Here is a 13,421-nt window from a genome sequence, read left to right as displayed (position 1 = left end):
TGAGAACCGCACAGATTTGGTAAAGGAATCGGGCTATTCAGCGTGTGGATGCGCGCCTTTGAGGTCATGCGCGTGTGCGTTGTCGGGCGATTCCGGTTACTGATTCTGGACCAGCGGATTACAGTTTGAAAGGGTTGAGTCTTTATGAAGTCTTCTTTGAATTTCCAGTGTGGATGCGGCCAGGTAAAGGCAAGTTTGTCGCCCGCAGGCGTTGCGGCGGGTTCGCGGATTCAGTGCTACTGCAAGGATTGTCAGACCTCGGCGCGGCATCTGGGCTATGATCTGCCTGCCCATGGCGGCACCGAGCTGATCCAGACCACCCCGGACGCGATCTCGATCATCAGCGGGGCCGAAAACCTGGTCATTCAACGGCTCAGCCCCAAGGGTCTTTGCCGCTGGTACGCCAAATGTTGTAACACACCGATGTTCAATACCCTGCCGCGCAAGACGCTGCCTTTTGCCGGCATCGTGGTCCATCCGGCCGAGTCCGAGGCCACGGGGCAGGCGATGGGACCGATTTGGGGACATGCCTTTACCGCGTCGGCCCCTGCAGGTGGGGGCGCGCCAAAAGAGGATAAGCAGATGATGCGGATCGGTGCCAAGGTTGTCGTGCGTATGATCAGCGCCTACCTGTCCGGCCGCGCCGCGCAGAACCCATTCCTGACGGATGATAAAGAGTGGATCGCCCCGGTGACTGTCCTGACGCTTGAGCAGCGCAACGCGGCAAGACCCTGACCCGCTTGCAGAAACGCTCTGAGGCTGGCATCAACAGGTCAGCCTCAATTGACTGAAAGAGCCCTCATGTTCCGTTCTGCCGCTGTCGCCCTTATCTGTCTGGCCGCTGTCCCTGCACTGGCTCAAAACAGCCCTGCGGCCAAAGAAACTCGGGAACAGCGCGCTGAACGCTGCGGTATCCAGACCGGAATCGTCGAGGCCGCGATCGAGCACCGTACCAAGAAGCGCAGTCAGAAACGCGCGACACGGAAGGTGCTGAAGTCCGACCCCATCAAGGGCACCAAGTACGAGGCAAACGTGGATGTGCTGGTCGCGTGGATCTATACGCTGCCGGATGGGCACCTGAATGCCGACACGATCAGCACGTTTGAGCAGGCTTGCCTGAAATTCGACGGCTAAGTCCGTTTGCACTGCGCACCGTCTGGCCTATATTCCCTGCATGTCGCTTCCGCCCGGATTTTTAGATGAACTGCGTACCCGCATCAGCCTGTCTCAGGTGGTGGGGCGCAAGGTCATGTGGGATGCGCGCAAGTCCAATCAGGGCAAGGGGGATATGTGGGCGCCGTGCCCGTTCCACCAGGAAAAAACCGCGTCATTTCATGTGGATGACCGCAAGGGGTATTACTACTGCTTTGGCTGTCAGGCCAAAGGGGATGCGCTGAACTTCGTGCAGGAAACCGAAAACGTCGGCTTTATGGAAGCGGTCGAGATTCTGGCCCGCGAGGCCGGGATGCCGATTCCCAAGGCTGACCCCAAAGCGCAGGCCAAGGCCGACCGGCGCAGCCAATTGGCCGAGGTGATGGAGCAAGCGGCGCAATTTTTCCGCCTGCAATTGAAGCGCGCCGTGGCCGAGGACGCTCGCGCTTATCTGGACCGCCGCGGGCTGGCGCAGGACGCGCAGGACCGGTTCGAAATCGGTTTTGCCCCCGATGGCTGGCAGAACCTGTGGGATCATCTGACCGGCAAGGGTGTGTCCGAGGACCTGATCCTGGGCGCAGGGCTGGCCAAGCCGTCGAGCAAGGGCAAACGCCCCTATGACGTGTTCCGAAATCGGATCATGTTCCCCATCCGCGACGCGCGCGGGCGCTGCATCGCCTTTGGCGGTCGCGCGATGGACCCGAATGACAACGCCAAGTATCTGAACTCGCCCGAGACGGAATTGTTCGACAAGGGGCACAACCTTTATAACCATGGGCCCGCGCGGCAGGCCTCTGGGAAAGGGCAGCCGTTGATTGTGGCCGAAGGTTACATGGACGTGATCGCCCTGTCAGAGGCCGGGTTCGGCGCCACGGTTGCGCCTTTGGGCACCGCCATTACCGAAAGCCAGCTGCATCTGTTGTGGCGCATTTCCCCCGAGCCGATCATCGCGTTGGATGGGGATACCGCCGGCGTGCGTGCGGCGATGCGGGTGATCGATCTGGCGCTGCCGCTGCTGGAGGCGGGCAAATCCTTGCGTTTCGCTCTGATGCCGCAGGGGATGGACCCGGACGATCTGATCCGCGCCAAGGGAGCCAGGGCGGTACAAACTGTGCTGGACGCTGCCGTGCCAATGGTGAACCTGCTGTGGCAACGCGAGACCGAGGGCAAGGTTTTCGACAGCCCCGAACGCAAGGCCACGCTGGACAAGGCTCTGCGTGAAAAGATCAAGCTGATCAAGGACCCCTCGATCCGGTCGCATTACGGGCAGGCCATCAAGGACCTGCGCTGGGATCTGTTCCGTCAAAGCCGCAAACCCTCGGGTGGGGGACGCAAATGGCAGGATTGGCGCAAGCCGCAGACTCCTGTGCCCACCAGCACCACGCGCAACTCGGCGCTGGCAGCGGCGGGGGACGATGTGCCGAACCGTCTGCGCGAGGCGGTGATCCTGGCGACGCTGATCCGCGCGCCCTCGATCATTCTGGAGTTCGAAGCGGGGCTTGAGGCGATGGTCTGTGGTGATCCAGATCACGCGATGATCCGCGATCTTCTGTTGCGCGCGGCCCATGACGGGCAGCAAAACGACCTGGAACACTGGATGGCCGACATCATGGGCCCCGAGGGGCTTGAAACCCTGTTTGCGCACCCCCATGTCGCCATAGCCCCGCCCGTGCGGCGTTCGGGTGATGCCGAGGCTGCGCGCATGACCGTTACGGAAGAGCTGGCAAAGCTGCGGGCTCAACTGGGGCTGTCGGCCGAGATCGCCGAGGCCGAGGAAGAGCTGACCGGCATCGCCGACGAAGCCGTCACCTGGCGCTTGCAGCAGGCTGCCGAGACCCGCAATCGCGCGGTCCGTAGCGAGAACGAGGACAAGGCCGAATACGATGTCGGCAAGAACGGCGCCCGAATCAAACGAGAGGAACGCGCGGCGCTGGACGATCTTTTGGACAAAATTTCCTTCTCGAAGCGTGGACATTAGACGTTTCTGAGGGGATTCCTTCAATAATTCAGGTAATACGGGTTTCCGAATCACATCGACACGCTAATGATTCGGTCCAGCGAATCACTTGACGACCTGAAGTCATTACACATCATCGCGCCCGCGACGACGCACCGTGCAGGAGTAATACATGGCCGCTAAAGACAACGACGACGCCAAGACCGAAGATCAGGACGCCGAAGTTTCCCTGGACATGAGCCAGGCCGCCGTAAAAAAGATGATCGCCGAGGCGCGCGAGCGTGGCTACATCACCTATGACCAGCTGAACCAGGTCCTGCCCCCCGACCAGGTGTCCTCGGAGCAGATCGAGGACGTGATGTCGATGCTGTCCGAAATGGGCATCAACATCATCGAGGATGACGAGGTCGAAGACGAAGAGGCCAAGACAACCGCTGTTGTCGACGTGTCCTCGAAACAGGGCGAAGTCACCCTCGCCGCCACGGGCCAGGAAAAACTGGACCGCACCGATGACCCGGTGCGCATGTACCTGCGCGAGATGGGCAGCGTCGAACTGCTGAGCCGCGAGGGCGAGATCGCTATCGCGAAACGCATCGAGGCCGGCCGGAACACCATGATCGCCGGGCTGTGCGAAAGCCCTCTGACGTTCCAGGCGATCACCATCTGGCGCGACGAACTTCTGACTGAAGACATTCTGCTGCGCGACGTGATTGATCTGGAAACCACCTTTGGCAACCAGATGGGCGACGACGAAGAAGAGCCCGTCGTCGATGCCGCTGCCGGATCGGAAACCAAGTCCGAGGAAAAATCCCAGCCCGAGCTGGACGCCGACGGCAACCCGATCACCAATAACGACGACGATGACGATGACGACGAACAGGCCAACATGAGCCTGGCAGCGATGGAAGCCGCGCTGAAGCCCAAGGTTCTGGAGACGCTGAACCGCATCGCTTATGATTTTGAAACGCTGGCGGAAATGCAGGACAGCCGGATCTCGGCCACGCTGAATGAGGACGGATCGTTCAGCGAGCGTGACGAGGCGATGTACCAGAAGCTGCGTTCGGAAATCGTGCTGCTGGTGAACGAGCTGCACCTGCACAACAACCGTATCGAAGCGCTGATTGACCAGCTGTACGGTATCAACCGCCGCGTGATGCAGATCGACAGCGCGATGGTGAAACTGGCCGACCAGGCCCGCATCAACCGCCGTGAATTCATCGAGGCCTATCGCGGCCGCGAACTGGATCCGACCTGGCTGGACGAGATGTCTCAGAAATCCGGGCGCGGCTGGCAGATGCTGATGGAACGCTCGACCGACAAGATCGAAGAGCTGCGCAACGACATGGCCCAGGTCGGTCAGTATGTTGGTCTGGACATCAGCGAATTCCGCCGCATCGTTTCGCAGGTCCAGAAGGGCGAAAAAGAAGCCCGTCAGGCCAAGAAAGAAATGGTCGAGGCGAACCTGCGCCTCGTGATCTCGATCGCCAAGAAATACACCAACCGTGGCCTGCAATTCCTGGACCTGATCCAGGAGGGTAACATCGGCCTGATGAAGGCCGTCGATAAATTCGAATACCGCCGTGGGTACAAATTCTCGACCTATGCGACCTGGTGGATTCGTCAGGCCATCACCCGCTCGATCGCGGATCAGGCCCGCACCATCCGTATCCCGGTCCACATGATCGAAACGATCAACAAGCTGGTCCGCACCGGCCGCCAGATGCTGCACGAGATTGGCCGCGAACCGACACCGGAAGAACTGGCTGCCAAGCTGCAGATGCCGCTGGAAAAGGTCCGCAAGGTGATGAAGATCGCCAAAGAGCCGATCAGCCTGGAAACCCCCATCGGGGACGAGGAAGACAGCCAACTGGGCGATTTCATCGAGGACAAGAACGCCGTGCTGCCGCTGGATTCGGCCATTCAGGAAAACCTGAAGGAAACCACGACCCGCGTTCTGGCGTCGTTGACCCCGCGCGAGGAACGCGTGCTGCGCATGCGTTTCGGCATAGGCATGAACACCGACCACACGCTGGAAGAAGTCGGCCAACAGTTCAGCGTGACCCGCGAACGTATCCGCCAGATCGAGGCCAAGGCCCTGCGGAAACTAAAACACCCCTCGCGGTCGCGGAAGCTGCGGAGCTTCTTGGATCAGTAATTACAAAGGCGCCCCATGGGGCGCCTTTTTATGCGTTCTAGAAAAACGCTTATCGACTGAATTGCCCAATAGTCCGCTAAAATCTTGTGCTTTTTTAAGGTGGACTTGTCAGTGGTGAGAAACAAGGCGCAGTGAAGTGCGCATGCGATATGATGCCCGTCCAAAACCTCCCGCTTGCTAGCGCTATTCCTCTCTCCTTGTAACCCTTTTGCGGGTTCGTCGATCAGATTGAGCGACAGCGAAGCAAGTCTAAGCTGATCAAAGTTTTCGGGCGGTTTGATTGGGAATACTTCTTCATATGCTGCCGCAGCTTTGGGAAGAATGCGCGCCAAATACGACTTTAGAGATTCATTCTCATTCAGTTTTGGGTGGTCGTACAAAGCCTTTCTCGCGGCATTCCTGGTACTCACTGTCGGGCCTACCCGACTGTCGACCAATTTCTCTATTAGGCTTTTGGGCAAGTTCGGAATGGTTTCCAGTATCCGTAAAATTGCCTGTTTGTCGCTTATGTCGGGGCCTCCACCAGCAACGCGATTTAGAATGCTCCCAAGGAACTTCTCATCGAACGGATCATATCTTTGCAACAGAATTGACGGGTCTGCGTCAATGTGAACTTCGAGCCTACCTCTGTTATTTGGTTCGAGAAAGACAGCCTTTCGTTGTTGCAAGAACTCAAACTCGCGCTGGTTTTTCGTTGCACTATACCTGTCTCCAATTGTTGCACCGGAAAACGCAAAGCCAAGGCCGAATTGTTCGACTAAGTCGCTCATAACATCATTCTTGGAGAAGAAAGAAAGTGCGCCAGTATCCAGGTAAACGTAGGGTAGTTGTTGCACGCCGTTGTTAGTTTCCTATTCTTGCTAGAAATCCCAGGATACACTGGAAAAGCTTCGCCAAAAACATGCAAACCACTTTCTCGATCCAGACCCGCGGCCAAGGCCTGTATGAGTTCACGCGGGATGTGACCCGCTGGGCCTCGAGGCATGGCGATGGGCTGCTGACGCTGTTCGTCCGGCATACCTCGTGCAGTCTGCTGATTCAGGAAAACGCCGACCCCGAGGTGCAGACCGATCTGCGCAACTATTTCGCGCGTCTGGTGCCTCCGACCACTGATCCCTCCATGTCCTATCTGACCCATACCTACGAAGGCCCCGACGACATGCCCGCCCATATCAAGGCGGCGATGATGCCGGTCAGCTTGTCCATTCCGGTCGCGGGTGGTCGCCCCGTTCTGGGCACCTGGCAGGGCATCTATCTGTTCGAGCATCGCACCGCGCCGCACAGCCGCCAAGTGGCCGCGCATCTGGCCTGAATCGGCGCTCAGCCCCTTAATCTAGCGGTTGCATTTCCCCCCTACCCAAACTCTAGCGGCTGACCTATAGTGGCTGTGGATAAGTTGGGCCTGAACCCAACACCAGAGGCGGTGAAGAAAGAAGGGGACCTGCAATGCGTTGCCCGTTTTGCGGAAATATTGACACTCAGGTGAAAGATTCACGTCCGGCCGAGGATCACGTCTCGATCCGGAGGCGGCGGTTTTGCCCGGCCTGCGGGGGGCGTTTCACGACCTACGAACGCGTGCAGCTGCGCGATTTGGTGGTGATTAAATCCAACGGTCGCCGCGAAGATTTCGACCGGCCCAAGCTGGAGCGCTCGATCCGGATTTCCATGCAAAAACGCCCCGTCGACCCCGAGCGTATCGACCAGATGATCAGCGGCATCGTGCGGCGGCTGGAGAGCATGGGCGAAACCGACATCCCCAGTAAAACCATCGGCGAGATCGTGATGGAGGCGCTGGCCCGCATCGACACCGTGGCCTACGTTCGTTTTGCCAGCGTTTACAAGAACTTCCAGGCGGCGGATGACTTTGACAAGTTCGTCTCGGAACTGCGCCCAGACGTTCCGCCGGAAGAGTGAGCACCGATCAGCGTTACATGCGGCTGGCCCTGTCTTTGGGCCGGCGCGGACTGGGGAACACCTGGCCGAACCCCGCTGTGGGCTGCGTTATTGTGCGCGAGGGGCGTATTGTCGGGCGCGGCTGGACAGCGCCGGGCGGGCGGCCTCATGCGGAAACGCAGGCGCTGGCTCAGGCAGGTGATTTGGCGCGCGGGGCCACGGCCTATGTGACGTTGGAACCCTGTAGCCATCACGGACAGACACCGCCCTGTTCGCAAGCCTTGATTGACGCGGGTGTGGTGCGCGTGGTGTCCCCTTTAACGGACAATGACCCACGGGTCAGCGGGCAGGGTTTCGACATGCTGCGCGCCGCCGGGATCGAAGTGAAAACGGGCCTTTTGGCCGATGAGGCAATGCGCGACAACGCAGGCTTCTTTCAGCGTAATGCGATTGGGCGTCCGTGGCTGACCCTGAAACTGGCCAACAGCTTTGACGGTCGTATCGCCACGGCCAGCGGCGAAAGCCAGTGGATCACCGGGGCGCAGGCGCGTCAGGTGGTACAGGCACAGCGGGCCATGCATGACGCAGTGATGGTGGGCGGCGGCACGGCGCGGGCGGATGATCCTTCACTGAACGTGCGCAGCTTTACGCCCGCGCGGCAGCCGGTGCGTGTGGTGATCTCGCGCCATCTGGACCTGCCGCTGATGGGCAACCTGGCGCGGACGGCCAAGGACGTGCCCGTCTGGATTTGCCATGGACCTGGCACCGATCCCAACCTGCTGGAGGCTTGGACAGGTCTTGGCGCGATCCTGCTGGAGTGTCGCCTGCAAGGGCGTCAGATTGATCCTGCCTCGGCGTTGGAAAATCTGGGCGCGCAGGGTCTGACCCGCGTCTTTTGCGAGGGTGGCGGGATGCTGGCGGCCTCGTTTCTGGCGGCAGATCTTGTGGACGAACTGGTGGGATTCACCGCCGGTGTCGCGCTGGGGGCCGAGGGGCGCCCGTCGCTTGGTGCGCTGGGTCTGGACCGGCTGTCCCAAGCGCCGCGCTTTGACCTTATTGAAACGCGCCGGGTTGGCTCGGATGTATTACACCGCTGGCAACGAGCGTAAGTTACCGCCACAATTGGGAAAACCCAGACAAACGACGCTGAGTCCAGGCTAGCAGATGCAGACCGGTGCCGGACCGAAGGCCCTCGCCCGTGGTCAGGCGGTCCACGATCACCTCGGCGGGGCAGGCTTGCCCTGTGACCGGGTCGTGATAGCGCGGATAGTCGATCAGGCAGGCGTGAACCAGCCCCTCAAGCGAAACCTGAACACGCCGCCGTTCAGGGATCGGCGCCAGGTCGCGGGTCAGCCCCCAGCCAGCGTAAAAAGGCACCCCCAGCGTCGTCACCTTGACCCCATGCAGCAGGGCCTCGAAACCTAAGGTCGAGGTCATGGTCCACAGCCCGTCGATCTGTTCCAGCAGCGGCGCAGGATCGCCCGTCACGACCATGTCAGCAGCGGTAGCATCCACCACACCCGGGCGTAGACCAGCCAACACATCGGGGTGCGGCTTGTACAGGATCACGGCGTCGGGATTGGCCTTGCGGGCGGTGTCCAGCAGTTGTTGATTGGTGCGCACGTCCACGCAGCCCAATCGGATCGAGGCATCATCTTCGACCTGGCCTGGCACCAGGATTTTGCGCCCCGCTGGCAGCTTGGATTGCGGGCCCGTCGGGTTGTATTTGCTTAACCCTCGAGTGGTGATGGCGTGGATCAGGTCGCGGGCGCGGTCCAGCTGGTCACCGCGCAGATCGGCGCGTTTGGTGATCCAATGCTCCAGCCGGCTGGGCGTGGTCGGATCGTAGTAAATGCCCAGATCATCGCAAGCAAGGCTAAGCGGCGGCACCAAGTCGGCCCCCAGCCCGCGCGAGCGCAAGAAACCGTCTTCGATCCGCACTGCGTCCGGGGCTTTGTTCGCCTGACCGGCCCAGACCATCTGTCGACGCGGCGGTTTTGCAGGGCCAAACCGCACCGGATGGACCGAGCCGAAGAATCCATTCAGCGCCTTGCGTTTCCACAGGCGCATCCCTGTAGCCGTCCAGCCCAGGTGATCCTCGCGCCAGGCGCGGGCGCGCGCTTCCAGCCCGTCGATCACGTCCTCAAGCTGGCACAACTGGTCGCGATAAGGATCATACCACACCGGATAAAGGATCATCGCCGCCGCAAACAGCTGCGCGCGGGTCAGCTTGCGCCCGCGCCGTGGTTGGGGGTGAAAATCCTGTGTCAGGTCCCAGCCTGCATAAAACGGGCGGCCGTAAACATGCGGGCGGTGTCCGGCCAGAATGGCCTCGAACCCCATTTGAGAGCAAACCGTGTAAACCTGCGTTGCCCCCTTCAGCAGACCCCATGACGAGGCTGCATCTGCGCACCGGCTGATTTGCGCAATGGGCGCTTGATCGGACAGATAGCCCCGCGTTCCCTCGGGCGGGGGCATCAGGACGATCCGGGCGCCGGGGTTATCCTCTTGCGCGTAATACAGCATCTCGCGGAACGAATTGATGTCCGCGCCGCCCCCGGTCACGCTGGCATCCCCACGGGGTTGGTCGATCACCAGAACATAGCCCGGATCGGGCAGGGGGGCGGATGGGTCAAAGCCGGAATATTGGCTTATCTCAGCCTCATGCAGGCGTTCGATACAAGCCCGCGCGCGGTTCAGAAGGTGGCTGTCGTCCAGCGGATGAGAGCGCAGCAACTCTTCCAATTCCGAAGGCTGGGCAGGGTCGTAATGTGCGCCTTTTGCGTCGATCAGCAGGCCCGCTGGGGGCTCGGCCTGACCGGGGAAAAGCGAACGCAGGAAAGCGTCCTCGACCAGCGGCGGATCCGAAGCGTTGTACCCGGCCAGATGCAGGATATGTGACACGCATTGGTCATAGGATTGCTGGCCGTCGAAAAAGTTAAGCCGCCGCGAGGCATCCCCCGCAGCGGCCGTGTCGTTCGTGTCCGTGGACAAGTGGCTTAGCTCCCGCCCAGAGATTGAACCGAGCTGACGGTGCTGAGCGAGCCGAAGGTCGCGGCGATCGTCTTGTCCCATTGAGTGAACGGAGCCTCGGTCACATACAGCGTGTCCTCGTCCCGGACGGCGAAGTCGCGGGCCATGAACATGCCGTTAGGCTTGGTCAGGTCCAGCACGTAGACCATGCGCTGCTCGCCCACCAGATCCGAGCGTCCCAGCACCTGGTTCGCAATTTCGGCCGGCTCGTTACGCAAGATGAACACGCCGGTGGGGTCTGCGGCCGTGGGCACAAGGCCACCCACCTGGGCAATTGCCTCGATGGCGGAAACCGACTTGCTTTCGAAATTTACGCGGCTTTGGCTGCCCGTGGCACCAAGCGCGGTGAACGAACGGGTGTCGCCTTCGACCAGGATCCGGTCACCGCCACGCAGGGCGATGTCCAGCTCGGGGTGTTCATACAGGTCCTGCAGCCAGATCTTGCCGCGTGAATTGCCGCGGATGACGGTGATCTGCGCGATCTCGGGTTCGATGGTCACGCCGCCCGCGCGGGCCAGCATGGTGGCCAGGGTACGGGTGGGGCGTTCAATCGCAAACACACCTTGCGAGCCGATCGAGCCGACCAGCGACACGGTCGAGCCGTCCCCGGCCATCCGGCGCACCTGCACCTGCGGGTCTGGGGTCTGGTCTTCCAATTTCTTGGTGATGATGCGGCGCAGCGCCTCGGGGGTGTTGCCGGCAGCACGGATGCGGCCCGCGTAGGGCACGAAGATAAAGCCCGATCCGTCGACTTGCACTTCCTCCAGCGAGGTCGAGTTCGCCGCGGCACCGGCCAGCAGCCCGTCTTCGACGTTTTCCCAGACGGTCAGGCCCAACGTATCACCGGGGCGGATAATGTCCGAGCCCAGCTTGCCTGCGCGGGTGAAATTGCTGCCAAAGCCAAGCGCCGGCACGACCGAGGTCGCGCGCGTAACGCGGTCATTTACGGAAACGATGAAGGCATCGCCTTCACGCTGCACCGAGCCCGCGTAAATCTCGCGTTTGGTCGGGCCCGTACGCGGCAATCCACAGGCCGCAACAACGGCCACGATCACCAGAAAAGCGACGGATTTCACCCGTCGAGTCGCTTGGGAAGTCACTGCTTGGTCTCCTCGACCTATTTTCTGCCTCAATATTATTGCGGACAACTTACCGGAATCCGTGGGAAAAATCCAGCGCTACAGGTTGTGCCCGTTAGCGCACCAATCGCAACTGTTGCCGTGGTGCCGCTGTTTTATGCACCAACGCGTCGTAGGGATCATCGCTTGTTAGCATCAGGTCCACGATCTGGCGCATCAACTGCCGGCGACCGCGGGCTGAATAGAATCCACCGGGAATCTGACTGGTTTCAAGCAGGTACAGCCGATAATCGCGATAGGCCGCCAGATCGGGGCGGCTGGCGCAGGCGAAAAACTCGGGCAGGGGCTGGGTCGAGACGAATTCGGGCCTGTCATAGACGGCCGTGCCAAACGCCTTGAGCGGAATGCCCCGCCAAAGCACCTGCTGTGCGGCAGTCGAGTTTACTGTCACCGCGCTGCGGGCGTCGTTCAGCAATTTCGCCAGCTTACCGCCCCGCACGAAATGCACGCGCCCTTCAAGCCCCAGAGTTTTGGCCATCTCGCGGATGTGGCGGGCCAAGGGCATCTGGCCGCTTTCCAGCGGGTGCGCCTTAAAGACGATATGATGGTGCCGCGGCGCACCTTCGGCAAAACCGTGCAGCACCGTGTCTACGAATTCGGTCATCTTATCAAAGGGTGAGTGCATGCGGAACGCGCTGTCATGCTCTAGCTGAAGCAACGCCAGGTGATAGGGAAAGCCACCATTGCGAATGCGCCGTTCGGACAGACGTCGCTTGGTCCAGTGAATGGGCATTAAAAGCAAGCGTTTGAAATAAAGCGAGAATTCCTTGCTGACAGACAGGTCCCGGTGGGTGCGGAACTGCGGGTAATCGCCGTTCCGGAACATCACGAACCAATGGTAGAGCGCGCCGTAAAAGATGTGCTGGCGCATGTCCCCCCAATTGGCAGGCGGTACCGGCGTGTCCATGTCCGAACTGGCCAGCGCCTCGCGCATTTGGGCCACGGTCATCTGCATCAGGCGGCTGTTTCCGTTCGAGCCTCCACGCTCGTAGGTCACCCAAAACGGACGCAGATAGCCTTCTTCGAAGACATGCACCGTCAGTCCGGCGTCTTTGGCCTGAGCGATGGCCGAGGCGTGAATTTCGCGCGTATCGCCGTAAAGAACGATATCCGTTACACCCTTTTCGGTGATCAGGCGTGCAAATTCCTGTGGCCAGTCCTCAAGACATCCATCAAAGGGGATATAGCCCGGAGCACGGAACCAGAAAGCCCGATCTCCGGCGTTGAACCCTACGCGCCATACCGTCGCCCCTGCCTGGCGCAGCATCTGGCCCAGCCGGTGAAAGAACGGCCCATGAGGCCCCTGAAGGAACAGGAATACCTGCTTTTTGTCTGTACTCTGGCGCATTTTGCCAATTTCGCTTCTGCTCTTTGCGAAAACCTTAACGCCTGAGGGCGGCGAAAATAAGGCCCAATCTCGGCGCGTCCTGCTTGTTCTTGGCGAGGGGGATGGATAGGAATTGAGCAAGCAAGCGAAAGGGTACGGACATGTTCACCGGCATCATCACCGATATTGGCGAAATCACCGAGCTGGAGCAGCGCGGTGATCTGCGTGCACGGATCAAGACGCGCTATGACATGGACGGTGTGGATCTGGGCGCCTCGATCGCCAGTGACGGGGTTTGTCTGACCGTGATCGAAAAGGGTGCCGATTGGTATGATGTCGAGATCTCGGCCGAAAGCGTGTCCAAAACCAACCTGGGCGATTGGACCGTGGGCCGCCGGGTGAACCTGGAACGTGCTCTGAAAGTGGGGGACGAACTGGGCGGGCATATCGTGTCAGGCCATGTGGATGGCGTTGCCGAGGTGGTCGCTATGGTGGACGAGGGTGACAGCACCCGCGTGACCCTGCGCGCGCCCGAAGCGCTGGCGAAATACATCGCGCCCAAGGGCTCGGTCGCGCTGAACGGCACCTCGCTGACCGTGAACGAGGTCGACGGCTGCGATTTCGGCATCAACTTCATCCCGCACACCAAGGAAATGACCACCTGGGGCGATGTAAAGGTCGGGGATCGCATCAACCTGGAGATCGACACGCTGGCACGCTATGTGGCGCGGCTGCGCGATTTTGGCTGAGTTTCCTCTGGTCTGA

12 protein-coding genes are annotated in these 13,421 nt (G+C 60.5%); 8 read left to right on the top strand and 4 right to left on the bottom strand.

Annotated elements, in window-relative coordinates; genetic code table 11:
- The first annotated feature begins 195 nt into the window (after nt 1–195).
- The 4 genes from ACOQOQ_RS16590 (at nt 196) to rpoD (ending at nt 5,264) form a co-directional block, all read left to right on the top strand.
- Nucleotides 196–735 carry a DUF6151 family protein gene (locus ACOQOQ_RS16590; protein ID WP_420568085.1) on the top strand — a complete coding sequence of 180 codons (540 nt, stop codon included), beginning with the start codon at nt 196–198 and terminating at the stop codon, nt 733–735.
- Between the two features lie 66 nt (nt 736–801).
- Nucleotides 802–1,134: a hypothetical protein gene (locus ACOQOQ_RS16585; RefSeq protein WP_420568084.1), complete on the top strand. Its 333-nt coding sequence runs from the start codon at nt 802–804 to the stop codon at nt 1,132–1,134.
- Between the two features lie 40 nt (nt 1,135–1,174).
- A complete protein-coding gene (gene dnaG / locus ACOQOQ_RS16580; RefSeq protein WP_420568083.1) occupies nt 1,175–3,130 on the top strand; it encodes a DNA primase in 1,956 nt (651 codons plus the stop codon).
- Between the two features lie 151 nt (nt 3,131–3,281).
- A complete protein-coding gene (gene rpoD, locus ACOQOQ_RS16575; RefSeq protein ID WP_420568082.1) occupies nt 3,282–5,264 on the top strand; it encodes an RNA polymerase sigma factor RpoD in 1,983 nt (660 codons plus the stop codon).
- On the opposite strand, the gene ACOQOQ_RS16570 is transcribed toward rpoD, so the two are convergent.
- A complete protein-coding gene (locus tag ACOQOQ_RS16570; RefSeq protein ID WP_420568081.1) occupies nt 5,258–6,100 on the bottom strand; it encodes a hypothetical protein in 843 nt (280 codons plus the stop codon). The two genes, rpoD and ACOQOQ_RS16570, sit on opposite strands and share 7 nt — an antisense overlap.
- A gap of 65 nt (nt 6,101–6,165) precedes the next feature.
- On the opposite strand from ACOQOQ_RS16570, the gene ACOQOQ_RS16565 reads away from it, so the two are divergent.
- From ACOQOQ_RS16565 to ribD, 3 genes are all read left to right on the top strand, one after another.
- The gene (locus ACOQOQ_RS16565) at nt 6,166–6,576 is read left to right on the top strand and encodes a secondary thiamine-phosphate synthase enzyme YjbQ (protein WP_420568080.1); all 411 of its coding nucleotides are present in this window, start codon (nt 6,166–6,168) and stop codon (nt 6,574–6,576) included.
- 134 nt (nt 6,577–6,710) lie between these two features.
- Complete coding sequence (nrdR, locus tag ACOQOQ_RS16560) at nt 6,711–7,178, top strand: transcriptional regulator NrdR (protein WP_420568079.1); 468 nt, start codon at nt 6,711–6,713, stop codon at nt 7,176–7,178.
- A gap of 17 nt (nt 7,179–7,195) precedes the next feature.
- Entirely contained in the window at nt 7,196–8,266 is a 1,071-nt protein-coding gene (gene ribD / locus ACOQOQ_RS16555; RefSeq protein ID WP_420569791.1) for a bifunctional diaminohydroxyphosphoribosylaminopyrimidine deaminase/5-amino-6-(5-phosphoribosylamino)uracil reductase RibD, read from the top strand.
- 1 nt (nt 8,267) lies between these two features.
- Here the strand turns inward: ribD and ACOQOQ_RS16550 are convergent, their stop codons facing one another.
- The 3 genes from ACOQOQ_RS16550 to ACOQOQ_RS16540 form a co-directional block, all read right to left on the bottom strand.
- A complete protein-coding gene (locus tag ACOQOQ_RS16550; RefSeq protein ID WP_420568078.1) occupies nt 8,268–10,151 on the bottom strand; it encodes a capsular polysaccharide biosynthesis protein in 1,884 nt (627 codons plus the stop codon).
- A 5-nt stretch (nt 10,152–10,156) separates the two neighbouring features.
- Entirely contained in the window at nt 10,157–11,290 is a 1,134-nt protein-coding gene (locus ACOQOQ_RS16545) for a polysaccharide biosynthesis/export family protein (RefSeq protein WP_420568077.1), read from the bottom strand.
- 94 nt (nt 11,291–11,384) lie between these two features.
- Nucleotides 11,385–12,677: a capsule biosynthesis protein gene (locus tag ACOQOQ_RS16540; RefSeq protein ID WP_420568076.1), complete on the bottom strand. Its 1,293-nt coding sequence runs from the start codon at nt 12,675–12,677 to the stop codon at nt 11,385–11,387.
- A 140-nt stretch (nt 12,678–12,817) separates the two neighbouring features.
- Between ACOQOQ_RS16540 and ACOQOQ_RS16535 the strand changes: the two genes are divergently transcribed.
- On the top strand, nt 12,818–13,405 hold the full coding sequence (locus tag ACOQOQ_RS16535; RefSeq protein ID WP_420568075.1) for a riboflavin synthase: 588 nt from the start codon (nt 12,818–12,820) through the stop codon (nt 13,403–13,405).
- Nucleotides 13,406–13,421: the final 16 nt, after the last annotated feature.

Source organism: Thalassovita sp. (assembly GCF_965218685.1).
GTDB lineage: Bacteria > Pseudomonadota > Alphaproteobacteria > Rhodobacterales > Rhodobacteraceae > Thalassobius.
The sequence above is the reverse complement of the archived record's forward strand: the minus strand, read 5'-3'. Positions and strand labels throughout refer to the sequence as shown.